16 protein-coding genes are annotated in these 15264 nt (G+C 47.0%); 2 read left to right on the top strand and 14 right to left on the bottom strand.

Features of this window, described 5'->3' with window-relative positions:
* Positions 1–24: 24 nt before the first annotated feature.
* The 6 genes from DP120_RS12520 to DP120_RS12495 all read right to left on the bottom strand — a co-directional run bounded on the left by DP120_RS12520 (position 25) and on the right by DP120_RS12495 (position 3849).
* Positions 25–309 (bottom strand): hypothetical protein, encoded by a 285-nt coding sequence (locus DP120_RS12520; RefSeq protein WP_112224021.1) that lies wholly within the window; start codon positions 307–309, stop codon positions 25–27.
* 101 nt (positions 310–410) lie between these two features.
* The gene (locus DP120_RS12515; RefSeq protein WP_276310404.1) at positions 411–893 is read right to left on the bottom strand and encodes an isoprenylcysteine carboxyl methyltransferase family protein; all 483 of its coding nucleotides are present in this window, start codon (positions 891–893) and stop codon (positions 411–413) included.
* Between the two features lie 29 nt (positions 894–922).
* The gene (locus DP120_RS12510; protein ID WP_112224019.1) at positions 923–1993 is read right to left on the bottom strand and encodes a type III polyketide synthase; all 1071 of its coding nucleotides are present in this window, start codon (positions 1991–1993) and stop codon (positions 923–925) included.
* Between the two features lie 24 nt (positions 1994–2017).
* Positions 2018–2707, bottom strand: a complete 690-nt coding sequence (locus tag DP120_RS12505) for a type 1 glutamine amidotransferase domain-containing protein (RefSeq protein ID WP_165843794.1) — start codon at positions 2705–2707, stop codon at positions 2018–2020.
* 120 nt (positions 2708–2827) lie between these two features.
* The gene (locus tag DP120_RS12500; RefSeq protein WP_112224017.1) at positions 2828–3274 is read right to left on the bottom strand and encodes a YaiI/YqxD family protein; all 447 of its coding nucleotides are present in this window, start codon (positions 3272–3274) and stop codon (positions 2828–2830) included.
* Positions 3274–3849, bottom strand: coding sequence for a DUF1836 domain-containing protein (locus DP120_RS12495; RefSeq protein WP_112224016.1), 576 nt, complete (start codon positions 3847–3849; stop codon positions 3274–3276). Before DP120_RS12495 ends, DP120_RS12500 begins: the two co-directional genes overlap by 1 nt.
* Before the next feature lie 138 nt (positions 3850–3987).
* On the opposite strand from DP120_RS12495, the gene trhA reads away from it, so the two are divergent.
* The gene (trhA, locus tag DP120_RS12490; protein ID WP_112224015.1) at positions 3988–4635 is read left to right on the top strand and encodes a PAQR family membrane homeostasis protein TrhA; all 648 of its coding nucleotides are present in this window, start codon (positions 3988–3990) and stop codon (positions 4633–4635) included.
* 45 nt (positions 4636–4680) lie between these two features.
* On the opposite strand, the gene DP120_RS12485 is transcribed toward trhA, so the two are convergent.
* The 8 genes from DP120_RS12485 to DP120_RS12450 form a co-directional block, all read right to left on the bottom strand.
* A complete protein-coding gene (locus DP120_RS12485; RefSeq protein WP_165843793.1) occupies positions 4681–5514 on the bottom strand; it encodes an STAS domain-containing protein in 834 nt (277 codons plus the stop codon).
* An 80-nt stretch (positions 5515–5594) separates the two neighbouring features.
* Positions 5595–6770, bottom strand: coding sequence for an MFS transporter (locus tag DP120_RS12480; RefSeq protein ID WP_112224013.1), 1176 nt, complete (start codon positions 6768–6770; stop codon positions 5595–5597).
* Entirely contained in the window at positions 6763–7197 is a 435-nt protein-coding gene (locus DP120_RS12475) for a MarR family winged helix-turn-helix transcriptional regulator (RefSeq protein WP_112224012.1), read from the bottom strand. The genes DP120_RS12480 and DP120_RS12475 overlap by 8 nt, the downstream gene beginning before the upstream one ends.
* Positions 7198–7901: 704 nt before the next feature.
* On the bottom strand, positions 7902–9170 hold the full coding sequence (locus DP120_RS12470) for an acetyl-CoA hydrolase/transferase family protein (RefSeq protein ID WP_112224011.1): 1269 nt from the start codon (positions 9168–9170) through the stop codon (positions 7902–7904).
* Between the two features lie 113 nt (positions 9171–9283).
* Complete coding sequence (locus DP120_RS12465; RefSeq protein WP_112224010.1) at positions 9284–9499, bottom strand: hypothetical protein; 216 nt, start codon at positions 9497–9499, stop codon at positions 9284–9286.
* Positions 9492–10169 (bottom strand): phospholipid phosphatase, encoded by a 678-nt coding sequence (locus DP120_RS12460; protein ID WP_112224009.1) that lies wholly within the window; start codon positions 10167–10169, stop codon positions 9492–9494. Before DP120_RS12460 ends, DP120_RS12465 begins: the two co-directional genes overlap by 8 nt.
* Before the next feature lie 80 nt (positions 10170–10249).
* Entirely contained in the window at positions 10250–13342 is a 3093-nt protein-coding gene (locus tag DP120_RS12455) for an AAA family ATPase (RefSeq protein WP_112224008.1), read from the bottom strand.
* Complete coding sequence (locus tag DP120_RS12450; RefSeq protein ID WP_112224007.1) at positions 13339–14505, bottom strand: exonuclease SbcCD subunit D; 1167 nt, start codon at positions 14503–14505, stop codon at positions 13339–13341. Before DP120_RS12450 ends, DP120_RS12455 begins: the two co-directional genes overlap by 4 nt.
* A 516-nt stretch (positions 14506–15021) precedes the next feature.
* On the opposite strand from DP120_RS12450, the gene DP120_RS12445 reads away from it, so the two are divergent.
* Entirely contained in the window at positions 15022–15243 is a 222-nt protein-coding gene (locus tag DP120_RS12445) for a transcriptional regulator (protein ID WP_112224006.1), read from the top strand.
* Positions 15244–15264 lie beyond the last annotated feature (21 nt).

The raw sequence follows: 15264 nt of genomic DNA, 5'->3' as shown, positions 1-15264 counted from the left end.
CTTTCGCTCTGATAGATTCATGCGTTATTTATCTTTTTCCAACTCTTCCATCTCCCGGTGCGTTTGAGGGAAAGCATTTGCCTGCCATTCGTCCCGGTAAGCTGAATCCAGTTGAGTTAAGCCTTTTTCAGCGTCATCTTCATCTGCTTCAACACTTTCACGCTTATCGATCTCCTGGCTGTTATGCATATCTACATCTTTTTCCAGAGCTTCCTGTTTTGTTTTTTCCTGATAGGATTTATAAACAAATATTCCGGCAACCGCCGCAAACACACTGGTTAATACTGTAATCATTGTTGATTTCTTCATCGAATCCCTCCAAATAAAACTTATATTTCCTGTCATATAATTTTGTATACCCTTAAAATACAATTTTAACTAGAAAAGTTGAAGATTTTTCATAACGATTCTCAGCCTTCCATTTCACGAAGCGCTTTTTCTTCAGCCGGAATACGGACAAGCAACAGCAGCAATGCATTCGCTGCACTAAACACCAAAGCCGTTCTCCAGGCTCCGAAAATCATCGGCAAAGAAGCGATTTCAAGCGCGACTACAATATAATTCGGGTGAGGCAGCCATCGGTATGGCCCTTTCTTCACCTTTTCCGCTCCCGGCAGCACCAGTATTTTCGTGTTCCAGAAACGGCCCAGCGATGCAAGCGCCCAAACACGTAAAATCTGCGCCACGACAAAAACAATCAGGAAAACCCACCAAAAGCGATTATCCAGAAGGTCAAAATAAAGCACTTCGGTAAGCAAAGCGATAAAAAAGAATAGATGCAGAAGCACAATCCATTTGTAATGCGCCGCTCCTGATTCAATCGCACCTTCCTTTTTCATCTGCTTTTCATTGGATTTCGCGTAAATCATTTCCGCCAACCTCTGGAGGATCACAAATATGAAAACGATATAAAAGAATCCCCTCATCCGTTCTGTCCCCTCCACTCCACCCAGAGCATCTCCGAGCTGAAACCGGGGCCGAGGGCAGTCAATATGCCTTGCTCTCCTGCGTTCGGCTGTTGTTTCATGAATTCCTTTAAAACATATAATACGGTCGGAGAAGACATATTGCCGAAATCCCTTAATACATTTCTGGCGTTCTCCGTTTTCTCCGCTCCAATCGACAATGATTTTTCATAAGCGCCCAGCACTTTCTTTCCTCCCGGATGGGCAATGAAATGCAGAATATCTTCCGGTTTTCTGCCCAGTTTTTCCAGAAATTGATCTAAATTAGGTTTCAGCCAGCTTTCGATGATCCGGGGAATATCACGCGAGAAAACGACGTGCAACCCTTCATCTTTCACATCCCACCCCATCACATCTTCCGAATCGGCCATCAAAGTCGATTGCGTATCATGGATGAAAAACCCTGTATCATCGCCTTCCGCCTTTATGCCGGTAACCAGCGCGCAAGCCGAACCGTCTGAAAATAAGGAAGTGCCGATCAAATTGCTTTTGGAAAGATCTGTGCGCTGAAAAGTCAGGCTGCATAATTCAAGGCACAGAACGAGCACTTTTGCCTCAGGATAAGCCCTGCAATAATCATGTGCCCGGCTGAGGCCCGCCGCTCCGCCCGCACAACCAAGTCCCCAAATCGGCAAACGCTTGATATGCGGAGGCATTTTCAATTCATTCATGATCCGGGCGTCTATCGTTGGCGTCGACATGCCTGAACTGGATACGAAAATAAAGGCATCGACTTCCTCTTTCTCTGTGCCGCTTTCTGACAGGCATCGTTCAACTGCCCGGCTGCCCATGCGCACAGCTTCTTCTATATAGAGGAGATTCTTTTCTTCCAAACCTCTCTCTTTTTCAAACCATTCCAGCGGCGCTGCAAAATATCGCCCTTCAATCTGTCCATTGCCAAAAACCCGAAGCAATCTCTCAATATCACTGAAATGGTCACCAAATAAATTCCTGACAACTTGGACGATTTCTTTTTGATCAACATGGTACGGTGCGTTCTCAGTCACCACTTTACGGATTATCGACATCGGAATAGCTCCCTTCTCTAAAGGTTATGAAATCATTTCAAGCTGATCCAGCAATTTAAGGGCGACGCCTCTTGCAGAAGCCGGATTCTGTCCTGTAATGAGCCGGCCGGAAACAACTGTGCAGGCTGCCATGGGAACGGAAGCCTTTTTGAAGAGTCCGCCGCGGTCCTTCAATACCTGTTCAAGAGAAAAAGGAATGTGCTTATACATCCCCAACACTTTTTCTTCCCGATCCGAAAAGCCGGTTACAACATGGCCAGAAACCAGCAGCCGCCCACTCGAAAGCCGAACATTTTGGATGCCGCTTGGTCCGTGGCAAACAGCGGTGACGTAGCCGCCCTGTTCGTAAATCTTTCGGGTCAACTCCTGCAGGTCTTGATTATCCGGAAAATCCATCATCGTGCCGTGGCCGCCGGTAAAATATATTGCCGCATAATCTTCAGGATTCACCTGCTCCGGCATCAAAGGTTTTTTCAATTGAACCATAAAATCATCATCCATATAATAATTCCGTGTCTGCTTATGCGTAACAGCTCCGACCAGGCTTCGCGGATCAATCGGCACCCGATCAGCCGCTGTGCTGATAATGTCCACTCCGTACTGTTTTTTCACTTCATGATAAAAATCTGTGAGCTCTCTCAACCACAATCCTGTTTTCTTTCCTTTAGACCCCAGTGCCGAACTATTCGTGACAACGATCAATATTTTATCCATGCCAATCCCCTTTCGGATAATTTCCGTGTTTTTTACATTATTCCCTCTTGAAAAGATTTTACTCCCTGCAAGTGAAATGAAAAAACGATGGAACAGCCTCTTCAAGGCCATCTCCACCGTTTAATGCGCTGCTATACTTTCGATTAACCCTTCCAGGTTCACCGTAAATTTTTCATTGTCTTCCGGTTTGCGCTTTTTCGGTCCTTTCATCCGCCCGCCGCCTTGCCGGATTTTTTTGGCAATATGCCGGCCGTGCAAAAGCTGGTCAATATTCTCTTCCGAATAAAGCCGGCCATTCTGATCAATCGGATAGCCCTGCTTCGCCAGCACCATCGCAGCCAGTCCATAATCCTGCGTTACGACTATATCCCCTTTTTTCACACGGTTGACCAGCACGAAATCGACTGCGTCCGGCCCTTTGGAAACCGTAACCGTTTCAGCGCCTTCCCGGTACATCTCATGTGACGTATCACATAACAGAATTACGTCCAGATTATATTTCCGTGCTGCCGCGATTGTCTGGTCCACCACCGGGCAACCGTCTGCATCGATCAATACTTTTACCATCAGGCCTCTTTCCCTCCCGCCATTTCATCGACCAAAGTTTCTGCCGCCCTTCTGTAAAGGTTGCTCATATGGACAAGCGAAGCGATCAGCAGCACTTTATTGATCTCTTCGCGGTCATTTCCAAAGTCCGCCGACTCCGCTTCTGCTCTCTCCACCTGCTGTTCCACATTCCTCTTGAAAATCTCGTCGTTAAATCGCTGGATCTCCAAATAGCTGTCATAGAATTCACTGAGGTCTATTTCTTTCTGCGCGGCTTTTTCATTGATGCCGGCAAGCACTTTTTTTACGTCATTGATCGACAAGGCACTTTTCATTTGATAAATCAAGCTGATTAACATTACGTGATTCCGGGAATATTTCTTATTGGTTACCGGATAGAATAATTTTCCTTTGGCGTAATTATTGATCATTGTCTTGGTCAGGATTTTGTCTTCCGGAGTTCTCTTCATCTCAGAGAACCCTGTATCAAACAACTGGATGACCTGGTCAATGTATAAATCTATTTTCGGAATCTCTTCGACCGGAATCTTTTTTTCCAGCGCGAGCCTGCTGATTAACTCTTTGGCGTCCGCCATGTTCGAACTCCCCCTCAATAATGCTATTGCTTTGATTTTATACTATGATCATCAAATAGCCAAGCTTGACTAGAATAAAAAGCATGTATATTATATTAAGTAGTTATCATAACTACATAACGAAGAGGAGATATTAAAATGCATACATATTTCAGAGAACCTTTTAACGCTATATCCCATCTAATTGGCGCTGTCTTGTCCATCGCGGCACTTTTTGCAATGGTCATCAAAGCAAGCTCTGCAGGATTACCGACTCTCCATATCGTGTCCGTCATTATTTTTGGCGCAAGCTTAATCTGTCTATATACAGCATCGACTGTTTACCATTCTGCAAAAGCAAAACCCGAAACCATCGCTTTTCTGAGAAAACTGGATCATTCGATGATTTTTCTGCTGATTGCAGGCTCATACGCGCCGTTCTGCCTGATTGCACTCGACGGCACCCTTGGCTGGACCGTTTTCATCCTGGTGGCAGTTCTTGGAATCAGCGGCATCCTCTTTAAGATGGTCTGGTTCCATTCACCACGCTGGCTTTCAACTGCCATCTATATCGTGATGGGCTGGATTATCGTATTTGCCGTTGTGCCTTTGGCAGATAATCTGTCAGCGATCGGCTTATCTCTCTTGGTCGGCGGAGGCATCATGTATACAGTAGGCGGTATCATCTATGGGTTGAAGCCAAACTTCCTGTCCTTCAAATATGCCGGTTTCCATGAAATTTTCCACATTTTCATCCTGCTCGGCAGTCTGTGCCATTTCCTGGCCGTTTATTATTATGTATTATAAATGAAAAAACCAGCCGCAAGATTTAACTTGTGGCTGGTTTTATTATTAAGTTTGAGTCTCCAAAGCACGCATCAGGTTTGCGTGGACTTTGATGTCTTTAAAATCAATGCCTAACGTGATGGCGGTTTGGGCAATTTCCGGACGGATGCCTGACAGTACCGACTGTACGCCGATAATTTTCAGCGACGCCATCACCTGGAAAATCTGCTGCGCCACCATTGTATCGATAATGGCCACCGCCGATAAATCGATATAAAGCGTATCCAATTGCTGCTTCACACTTTGCTCAAGCGCTGTTTCCAAAATGATTTTGGCGCGGTGTGTATCAATATCCCCCACCAACGGCAGGATGCCGACACCTTTTTTTATTGGGATGACCGGGCTGCTCAATTCATAAATCATCTGCTGCTGGCTTTGAAGAATTCGCTGATCTGCTTCGTAATGGCGGATGGCGAAGCGTTCGATGATGTAATCAAAGGAATTGTTTAAGATTTCGGCCCATTCCAGAGCGTCGTTGCTGTCAGCTTCGAAATCCTCATTAAAGAATTTTCTAACATAACCCCAGTAAATCCGACGGAATACGCGAATCTGCGCAATTACTTCATGAAGTGGAACCGATTGGCGTGCACGCGCAGTGGCAATTGTTTCAACCCAACTGTCCAATGCACCCAAAAATTCATCTCCGTCGCTGGTAAACACCGAAGTCACTGCTTCTATGAAAGCATTGTTCTGATTTTTCAATTGTTCTTCAACCTGGGAGGAGGCATTGCTTGAATACATGGAGCCGTCCGTTTTTTTACGGCTATCCAGCCATTCCTCTGTGATCCTCTCTCTATTTTCGATTATGTAGTTATATAATTCCGCATTTTTTTGTCCCATGAAAAACAAAAACCCCTTCTGCTTACAGACTATCTTCTCAGTATAATGCATTTTTCCTATTAAATAAAATCAAACCCGGCTCAGCTTTTGGCAGAACCGGCAGTTTTAACGCTTATCCATTTATAATAAACGCCGATCAACAGTACAAAAATCGCCAGGGTCAAATACAATTTCGAATAGCCGAGAGCAGAAGCCATTACTCCAAGGGCAACTGCTCCGATAGCAATGCCGGTGTCATAAAAGGCAAAAAAGGTACCTGTTGCGTAACCGCTCCGGTGTTTATCGGCCGCCTCAATCGCCAGCGTTTGAAAGCTCGGCAGCAAAGTCCCATAACCCAAGCCGATCAGCGCTCCCGACAATAGCAACATCCAGGAAGATGCCGTGTAACTGAGTGTCCATAAGCCGAGGGCAAAGACGATAATCGAAGGAATGATGACATAATCCGGTCCCTTCGCGTCGAACAGACGCCCTGTAAATGGCCGAACAAGCAGCATCGCTACTGCATAGACGACGAAGAAGAAGCTGGCTGTCTGCAAGAGGCCGAGCGCATCCGCATACACGGAGATGAACGTGATGATGCTGGCATAAGCAAAGGAGATAAGGAATCCGACACTCGCAATCGGCATGCTTTTCGTTTCCAAAAAGTTAATGAGGGCAAGTTTGCGGGCAGGCGCTGTCTCTTTCGGTATCTTCTGCACCTGAACCACCAAGGCGCAAATGAAACCGATAACCATGATCGCCCCGAAAATGATGAAGATGATTTGAGAGGAAACAAGCGGCTGCAAAGTCAGTGCAATAAACGGACCTGCCACAACAGCAAGGTTCATGGCAATCGCGTAATAACCCATGCCTTCTCCTCGTCTTTCCGGCGGAATAATATCAGCGGCAATTGCCCCCGCCACCGTGGTTACCAGACCGAACCAGATTCCGTGGAAAAAGCGAAGGAAGAGCAGCGCTGCAAATGTGCCTATGAAAATATAAAGAATCGTACTGACTGTAAACATCAGCACCGAAAATACAAGCACTTCTTTATTGCCGAATTTATCGAGAATCATTCCCGCAGCGAGGCGCACGATGATGGCACTGACCAGGAACACGGAAGTCGCCATGCCGCCTTCCGCCACCGTCCCGTTTAAGTCTTCCATTACATATAGAGGAATAAATGTCAGTAACGCATAAAATACAGTGAAGATAAAAAAAGTGCTTATTGATATATTGATGAAGCTTTTCGTCCAAATAGGTTTTCTCTCAATCATTTTCTACATCCTTTTCAGTCCGGGCTGCAGATTGGATCTTTTTCAGTAAGCCCATCAATTGTTGCTGTTCATCCTGGCTCAAACCCGAAAGCATGTCTTCTTCAAGCATCGTGACCCGCTCTTCGATTTCCGCAACTTTCGATTCTGCCTTAGCCGTCAAACAGACGATGCGCTGACGCTTATCCGCCCCTTCGTTCCGCTCTGCCCAACCGCTTTCTTCCAGCTTCGAGAGAGTCCGCGTAACGGTCGGCGCCTCCACATTCAAGTATTGCCAAATCTCTTTTTGTGTCATGGGACCAAATTGCTTCAGACAAAACAAAATCGACCATTGTGCACTGTATAAGTTGTATTCCTTCAGAACCTCATTGACTTCTTTAATCGCCAAGCGGGATTTCTGATGGATTTCATGAAACAATAAATTCTCCATGCAAACCGCCCCTTCATAATACTTACCTAAGTAAGTATATTGAGTTTCACCGGTAAAGTAAAGGCTGGGTCTTGGGCTGTGAAGCGTTACAGTTCCAGTGTGAAGCAGTCCGCTGCCGGCGGACTGCCCAGTGGGCGGGGTCTTTCCCCGCCCGCTCTTCAGCCAATTGTCGATTGGGTTGAGTCGAAAACCGTGATGTTGATGAAAGAACATCCGCTGGCGCGGGATGTTCCCTGGATGGTTTCCGCTTTGCGAAAACCATCCGACTTTGAGGCGTGTGGTGGAATTGGTCTTAGATGTTGGGCGGGAGCTGCTCGAATTACCATTTTTCTGGATATACTGTCTGTTATGGTCAGAATACTGTCCATTAGGAGGCAAATACTGTCCATTGTGATTTCGGAGTAAAATTTTTAACTGAAAAGAAGCCGATGAAGATGAAATTCCAAAATATGATTTCCAGCATTTGGTGATACTTTCTAAATACCATCAAATACTTTCTGTTTCGCCCGAAATACTTTCCAAAAACCCCAAAATACTTTCCAAATTGGCCAAAATACTTTCTATTTCATTTTTATTAGAATCACTATTATTTATTGTATAATTTTTCCTGTCCCAAATACCCATTTCTCCCCCGCCACATAAAAACCGAAGAAAGCAGCGCTTTCTCCGGTTCCCCCTCATATGCTATTAAGAGACTCTATTCATTAAATCATAATTCCGTTCTTCTTGGCGTCAAACATCAATTCTTCACGGAATTTCGGGTGGGCAATGCTGATCAGGCGCTTGGCGCGTTCGGAAATGGAGACGCCGTGCAAGCGGGCCATTCCGTATTCCGTAACAATATTATCGACATCGTTTTTGCCGGTCGTGACGACAGAGCCCGGCGCCAGTTGCAGCTTGATGCGGGACAGGCTGTCACCTTTGGCAGTGGAAGGCAAGCAGATATAGCCTTTGCCGTTTTCCGCAAAACGCACTCCGCGGGCGAAGTCGACTTGCCCGCCGCTTGATGAATAATATTTCCCGCCGACTGTTTCAGAAGCGCATTGACCAAAAAGGTCCACTTCTGTTGTGGCGTTTATCGAAACGATATTCTTTTCCTTGGCGATTTCCCGTGGGTCGTTGACCGTGCTGACAGGCAGGAATTCCACTACCGGGTTATTGTCGAGGAAATCATACAGTTTCTTCGAACCATAGGCAAAAGTCGCGATGATTTTGCCGCGGTTCGTGAATTTCTGTGTTCCATCGACAGCGCCGGCTTTCACCAGATCCACGACGCCGTCCGGCAGCATTTCTGTGTGGATGCCGAGATGGCGGTGATCTTTCAGCATGCTGATGACGGCGTTTGGAACCGAACCGATGCCGATCTGCAGTGTATCACCGTTTTTAATATCTTCTATAATCGAAGAGGCAATCAATAAATCCTTGTCGCTGATCTCCCCTGCTTTTTCTTCGGATAATGGTGCGTGATGCTCAACGAAACCAGCGATTTGGCTGATGTGAATATGATTATGGCCGTAGGTTCTCGGCATATTTTCATTGACTTCAAGAATAAAAGGAACTTCCCCGACAAATTCGGCCACGTAGTCAGCTTGTGTGCCGAACGTGAAATAGCCGTGTTCATCCATAGGTGAAGCCACTGTCATGATCATCGACATTTTCGTCGTCTTTTTCAGCATCTTAGGAATCTCATGGAAATTATTCGGTACCAATTCCATTTTCGCTTGCTGATAAACTTTACGGGTCGCACCGCTCAGGAAATAAGAAACGTGTTTTAATTGTTCAAGCTCGCCTTTGATATAGCTGCGTTCACGCAAAGCCAGCATCTGGTGAATTTTTACGCCATCCAGCTGGTCTGCTCTTTCTTCCAATATATCAAGCAATTTAACCGGTTCACCATTGGCAATCGGTATAATGATATCGGCTCCCTTATCAATCAACCCTACCACTTCTTCAGGATTCAATTTCTTTGTCATTCTCTTCACTCCCGCTTTATCTGTTACCAACCACTTTATCATATATCTTGCCTGTTCCTGTATTTGCAAACTTTCCGTTAAATTCGCTTTTTTCTAAAAAAAGAAACGCAGACCTATTGTCCGCGTTCCTTCTTTTTCTTCGCCATCGTATAAAAAATACCACCCAGGCCGAATGCCACCATCAGCCCCCACAAAACGAGCAGCACATAAGAACCGGTACCCACCTCATTGTTCACGACTGCATAAAGCTGCAGCAGGAAAAATCCAAGGCTGAAAAAAGCGAGCAGCGCGAAATACAATATCCTGGATCTGTAGCTGAATTTATTCATAGTCAGGACCTCTTTCCGTTCCGTTAGACTTTTTCTCCAAATGAATTTTCGTCCATACAAGCGAAGCCAGCAGGATGAGTTCGAAAATGTTTGTCACTGCGGCGCTTTCAACCGGGATTGTTACACTGCTGCCGATGCCCATGATCACTGAACCAACGAACATCCATGGCCATCCCGCTTTTTTCCAAACGATCAGTCCTGCAATCAACAGCACGGCTGATACCAACAAGATCATTATCGGCGGACCCCCCGCTTCCTCAGTCGAAGCGTACTTCAAGACACCGTATTCCCTGACCGGCGCAAGCTCCGTGCCCCAAGTCACCTGCCAGATTTCAATGACGACCCCCAATATAAAGAGGACAACCGCACTGTATAGCGCCCATGATTTTCTCGCCCAACCGACTCCAGCGGCGCGCAGTGCGCCGAGCGAAAACAGCACCAATGCCGGTGTCAATAAAGCATGGATCCAGTAGCGCATGGCATTCAGGTTTTCCAATAGCGCACCTTCGCCTATGAATTTGCCCAGCGCAATAATGCCGTTGTCGTAAATCAAACCGAACAGCACCAGATAAACGGCCGCCATCAGCGTCCATCTCTTCTGTCTCATCACTGCCCAGACAATCAGCCCTATATAGGCGGCTGTGAGAATAAAGAATAGAATCAAATCCATCCAATCACCTTCCGGAATTTACCTGTTACCTACTAAGTTCACCTTTCGTCAGTGTTTTAAACTCTTAATCAAAAATCCTGCTATTTAATATGGAAACTTGTTTTACTGAAGCCTTCCTTCGACTTTCTTACTTCCAGAATCGCCGGTATCGCCGCCTTCAATTCCTGCACATGCGAAATGACGCCGATCATACGGCCCGACCGCTGCAAATCAATCAATGTTTCGATTGATTTGTTCAACGACTCTTCATCGAGTGAACCAAATCCTTCATCGATGAACATCGTGTCGATGGAGACATTGCCCTGGAAGCTTTGGATGACGTCTGCCATGCCAAGCGCCAGACAAAGCGATGCATTGAATTTTTCTCCGCCGGATAAAGTTTTGACGTCGCGCGTCTGCCCCGTATAGGAATCGTAGACATCGAGGCCGAGGCCGCTCTGTTTGCCGCGGGCTTCCTGCCGGTCGCTCCGGATCAGATAGAACTGGCCATTCGACAGATTACGCAGCCGCTCGTTGGCGGCTTGAATAATCTGTTCCAGGTATTCAATCTGCAAATAACGTTCAAATGAGATTTTGAGGCTGTTCTGCCCACGGATCATATCGTGAAGATCCGCCACACGATTAAATTGTGCTTCGGCTTTAGCCGCTTTTTCAACAGTTCCATTGATCTGCTCAATCAATGCTTCGCCTTTTGCGCAGCAATCCTTCGAATGATTCAACTGCGATAACGCCTGTTCATAATCGACTTTCAATTGCTCCAGTTCCGCTTCCGCCAGTGACAAGTCTTCGTTTTTGCGTTCTGCCAAAAGTTCAGCCAGTTCGCTGATTTGCTGTTCAAGTGTGTGGCGGTCCTGTTTGAAACGCGTGATTTGCTGTTTCATCTCTTCCATTTCCGAGTCGCGCATTTTCGCCCGCTGGTAAGCTTCTTCCGTTTCGAATTCCGATTTCTCCAGTGCCTGCTTGAATTCCGCTTCCGCTTTTTGGCGTTTGGCGGTCATTTCTTCGGCTGTGGTTTTCGAATGCTGCAACGCCATTGCCGCTGAAGCCAATCGTTCTTTCGCTCCCTGGAATAATTCCTGCACCGCAGTCCAGACTCTTTCCATATCGTCCTTTTTAGCGATGGCCTGACGGATTTCCTGTTCCAGAACAGCAAGCGAGCGCATTTCTTCCGGTATCGATGCCAGTTTTTCAGCCAGCACTGCTTTCGCCGATTCAGAAGCGGATTTCTTGTCATTCATTTCCGTCAGGAGGAGCGAGCGGTTCTGCTCCGCTGTCTCCATCTCTTTCACCAAATCCGTAAGTTTCGTTTTCCACTCGCGAAGTCCCGTTTTCCATCGTTGCAGAGTTTGAACATCTTCCTGCAATTGCTGTTTGACTTGCTCCAGTGAGGCGACTTCTTTATCGGTATCCGCTGCCGCAATCCCCTGCTCTTCTGCCTCGCTCTGCTTGCGGCTCAACTGCTCTTCCAATGAAACAAGGCGTGCAGCAGCATTTCGGTAAGCATCATCCAGCGTATTCAACAGGGATTTTTCCTGGTCCAGCTGCTCTTTTGAAACAGCCGTTTCCGCTGCTCCCTGGTGTTTTACAGGATGCTCGTGGCTGCCGCATACCGGGCAGGCCTCACCGTCTTTCAATTGCTCAGCCAAAAGATGCGCCTGATTGGCAAACCAGCCCTCTTCGATCCCTTTGTATTTTGTCAGCGCTTCGCTGTATACCACTTCTTTTTGATCAGTCACTGCTTTTTGGGCTTTCATTTCCGTTTGCACGGCCAGCAATTCCCTGGCAATGCGCAGACGATCCTCTGCGACCCGAAGTTCTTCCGGCTTGCTGTCAAAGCTGTCGGTTTGTTTCTCCAGCTCACTGACCTTTTCGGCAACGGCTGTTTTCTGCTCTTTTTTAGCGGCCAATTGTTTTTCGATTGCCTGAAAACGCTGTTCGGCATCCTGGACCGCGCTGCTCAAATTGGCAACTTCTTTTTCTTTAGCCGCCAAATCCTGTACCTGCGGCAATAATTGCTGAAGGCGCAGCACCTGATCCTGGGCAGCCGATCGTTCAGCGCTGCGGCCCTGCTGTTCCAGGAATTTCTCTTCTGCCGCCAGTTTTGCCCCTTCGGCTTGCTGTTCTTCATCCACCGCCCGTTCGAGCAGTTTGTGTTTTTCCGTTTCATTAACTTGAAGTTCCCGGTAAAGATTTTCGATATTGGCAATAAAACCAGCGCGCTCCGCCTGCTGCACCGCTTTTTCTTTTCCAGCGATTGCCGGCAGCTGTTCCGTTAAAGCGTTGTAACGCCGCTCTTTTTCGAGCTTTTCATCAAAGCGTCCGTTCCACTTTTTCGCTTCGTGATAGCTTTCCAGTTTTTCCTGATGTTTTTTGTACAGCGTTTCATGCCGGATTTTGTCATCAGCGATTTTTTCTTTATAGAAAGCCGTTTCCAGTTCAAGTGCCGACAGGAGCTGGTGGATATTGCGCTGCTCTCTCCCCAGCACTTCGAACAATTCGGATTCCCGTTCCGGAAGCGAAGATTCGATGCTGCGCAGATGGCTGTTCAGCACCTGTTCTTCTAGTCCATAGGCATCTTTTGCCGCGTCGCGCTTTTGCTTCAGCCGTTCGCTGATCATTTTATACGGTTCTGTTTTAAAAATACGGCGAAGAATTTCTTCCTTATTATCTGTTTCTGACGTCAACAGTTTACGGAATTCCCCTTGCGGCAACATGACAATCTGGCTGAACTGATTTTGCGTCAACCCTAGAATCTCTTCGACGCGCTGGTTGATTTCCGATACGATCTGCCGTTCCACACATGGCTTTTCGCCATCTTTATGGACTTCAAAAAATTCATAGCGTTCACCAGTCTGGCTTTTATTCCCTTTTTTGACATGGGGCATCTGGCGAAGAATCCGGTATACCTGGTTATGTATCTCAAATTCCATTTCGACACAGGTATGCACAGCATCATCCGCGAAATCACTCCGCAGATTGCGTGTTTCACTGCGGTCCGAACCGCTTGCAGCACCGTACAGCGCAAATGAGATCCCGTCAAAAATCGTCGTTTTGCCGGAACCCGTGCTGCCGGAAATAACAAACAGCCGATTTTCCCGGAGGTCATTAAAATCGATTGTTTCCGTCTCTTTATATGGGCCAAATGCCGTCAGTTTCAGTTTTAAAGGTCTCATGCTTTCACCTCTTCTTTCTCAGCAGGCTCTTCCTGCAGGAATTCCTGCAGCACTTCTTCAAAAATCGCCGCAGTTTCATCCGACGCTGCTTCGCCTTTCACTTCTTCATAGAAAGCATGGAATAAAGACAGGGAATCCATCTTCTGCCGTGATTGGCCGTTGCTTTCCGCTTTTTCACGGATGAAGTTCTTGCGTTCGACATGCATCGCGTTCGGATAGACGGAACGCACTTTCTCCATTGGGAATAGAACGGGCGCATCGTCCAGCAAAGTTACGAATACAAAATCCTCACTCACTTCACGGCGAAGAATCTCATCAATTGTGCCTTCCACCCGGCGCATATTGCGGCGCGGTTCCAACAGCCTTTTTTCAACTGTCGCATTTCCGTCAGCATCCAACTCAACCACTAAATATCCTTTTTGATGATGTTCTTCCGAAATTGAATATTTCAATGGCGATCCGGAGTAACGGATGGTTTCATTGCGCACAAAATGGGCTTTATGCAAGTGGCCAAGCGCCGAGTAATGGAAATCTTCCAAATGGGCGGCGCTGACATGCTCCGCTCCCCCGATCGCCAGCGGACGCTCGGAATCACTCGTATTATCTTCCTGTTCACCGTGAGAAGTCACAAATGCATGGCCCACAAAAACGTGGCGCGCTGACCTTTTCCAGTTTGATTTGATGTTCGCGGTGATGGCCTGGAGTGCGTCATCATGCGTGCGAATTGCCGGGTCATCGAAAATATAACGGACCATCGACGGGTCGGTATACGGCACCAGGTGGAAATGAACTTCCCCGTGTTCGTCTTCAAGCACGACCGGCTGAGGATCTTTCTGAACATGGCCGGCGATGTGAATGCCTTTATCCTTCATCAGTCGGCTGCCAAAATTCAGGCGCCCCGGGCTGTCGTGGTTGCCGGCGACTGCCAGCACCGGCGTCTCAAGCTCAAGAACAATTTTCGCAAGCAGTTCATCAAGCAAATTGACTGCATCTGTCGGAGGCACTGCGCGGTCGTACAAATCTCCCGCGATAATCACCGCATCCGGCTTCTCTGTTTTAATAGCATCTATAAATTGCTGCAGCGCGTAACGCTGTTCTTCTGTCATGTAAATCCCTTGGATGAGCTTCCCTAAATGCCAATCGGCCGTGTGAAATATTTTCATGGTATTGCTCCTCTCTTTGCTCTGAAAAGAATATATGTTCGTTCCATTATACACGATTCTGTTTAGTTGTTTTAGGGGGTAATTTGGTTTATAATGAGAACAAGCGTTCTATTGAATTAAATATATCTAGTAAAACGATATTCCGCAAAACAGCTGCGCTTGCCTGGGGGCTCGCGCTGAGCTAACTCGGACTCGTTGCACTTCGCCCGAGTGGATCTCAGCACTTCGCTTGGTCCCCTGGGCGTCTTCGCTGTTTTGCTCCATATCTTAGATACTTTTCAGTCATAGCTGTTTTCTCAGCGATGGCGCGGCTCCGGAGCAGGCGAATGCCGACCGGGCAGAAGACGAGTGATCTTCTCGGCTTATTGCGGGAGGCAAGGTGCGCCAAACGAAGATGGCGCCTCCTTTGCGACGAGCTTGCGCAGGAGCATAATCTTTGCCCTTGTCCAAAGCGCCGAAGCGATATGCAAAGTCACCTTTATTATCTAGAAAATTAAATCCAAGGAGGGAAATGAAATGAAAGCACAGATCCTGAAGGCTTTTAAGTATCAGCAGCTTGTCGATATGATGTATATGGCGAATGACGGGGGCATCAGCAAACGCCGGATTAAAATCCTGAAAGTGAGCGGCGAAACGTTTCAGGCGTATTGCTTTTTGCGGAAAGAAAAGCGTACTTTCAAGATGGAGAATGTGCTTTCAGTCATTCCCGTCATCAAAAAAGACCGCATGATTGTCTGATTCCAATCCCTTTCTGAAAAT

It is taken from the genome of Planococcus halotolerans, from assembly GCF_003289955.1.
GTDB lineage: Bacteria > Bacillota > Bacilli > Bacillales_A > Planococcaceae > Planococcus > Planococcus halotolerans.
This window is presented reverse-complemented; position numbering and strand designations above follow the sequence as displayed.

Bases quoted from the DNA above. Each gene is read 5' to 3' on its own strand.
- DP120_RS12520 (WP_112224021.1), bottom strand. From the start codon at position 309: ATGAAGAAATCAACAATGATTACAGTATTAACCAGTGTGTTTGCGGCG.
- DP120_RS12510 (WP_112224019.1), bottom strand. From the start codon at position 1,993: ATGTCGATAATCCGTAAAGTGGTGACTGAGAACGCACCGTACCATGTT.
- DP120_RS12505 (WP_165843794.1), bottom strand. From the start codon at position 2,707: ATGGATAAAATATTGATCGTTGTCACGAATAGTTCGGCACTGGGGTCT.
- DP120_RS12500 (WP_112224017.1), bottom strand. From the start codon at position 3,274: ATGGTAAAAGTATTGATCGATGCAGACGGTTGCCCGGTGGTGGACCAG.
- DP120_RS12495 (WP_112224016.1), bottom strand. From the start codon at position 3,849: ATGGCGGACGCCAAAGAGTTAATCAGCAGGCTCGCGCTGGAAAAAAAG.
- trhA (WP_112224015.1), top strand. From the start codon at position 3,988: ATGCATACATATTTCAGAGAACCTTTTAACGCTATATCCCATCTAATT.
- DP120_RS12485 (WP_165843793.1), bottom strand. From the start codon at position 5,514: ATGGGACAAAAAAATGCGGAATTATATAACTACATAATCGAAAATAGA.
- DP120_RS12480 (WP_112224013.1), bottom strand. From the start codon at position 6,770: ATGATTGAGAGAAAACCTATTTGGACGAAAAGCTTCATCAATATATCA.
- DP120_RS12475 (WP_112224012.1), bottom strand. From the start codon at position 7,197: ATGGAGAATTTATTGTTTCATGAAATCCATCAGAAATCCCGCTTGGCG.
- DP120_RS12470 (WP_112224011.1), bottom strand. From the start codon at position 9,170: ATGACAAAGAAATTGAATCCTGAAGAAGTGGTAGGGTTGATTGATAAG.
- DP120_RS12465 (WP_112224010.1), bottom strand. From the start codon at position 9,499: ATGAATAAATTCAGCTACAGATCCAGGATATTGTATTTCGCGCTGCTC.
- DP120_RS12460 (WP_112224009.1), bottom strand. From the start codon at position 10,169: ATGGATTTGATTCTATTCTTTATTCTCACAGCCGCCTATATAGGGCTG.
- DP120_RS12455 (WP_112224008.1), bottom strand. From the start codon at position 13,342: ATGAGACCTTTAAAACTGAAACTGACGGCATTTGGCCCATATAAAGAG.
- DP120_RS12450 (WP_112224007.1), bottom strand. From the start codon at position 14,505: ATGAAAATATTTCACACGGCCGATTGGCATTTAGGGAAGCTCATCCAA.
- DP120_RS12445 (WP_112224006.1), top strand. From the start codon at position 15,022: ATGAAAGCACAGATCCTGAAGGCTTTTAAGTATCAGCAGCTTGTCGAT.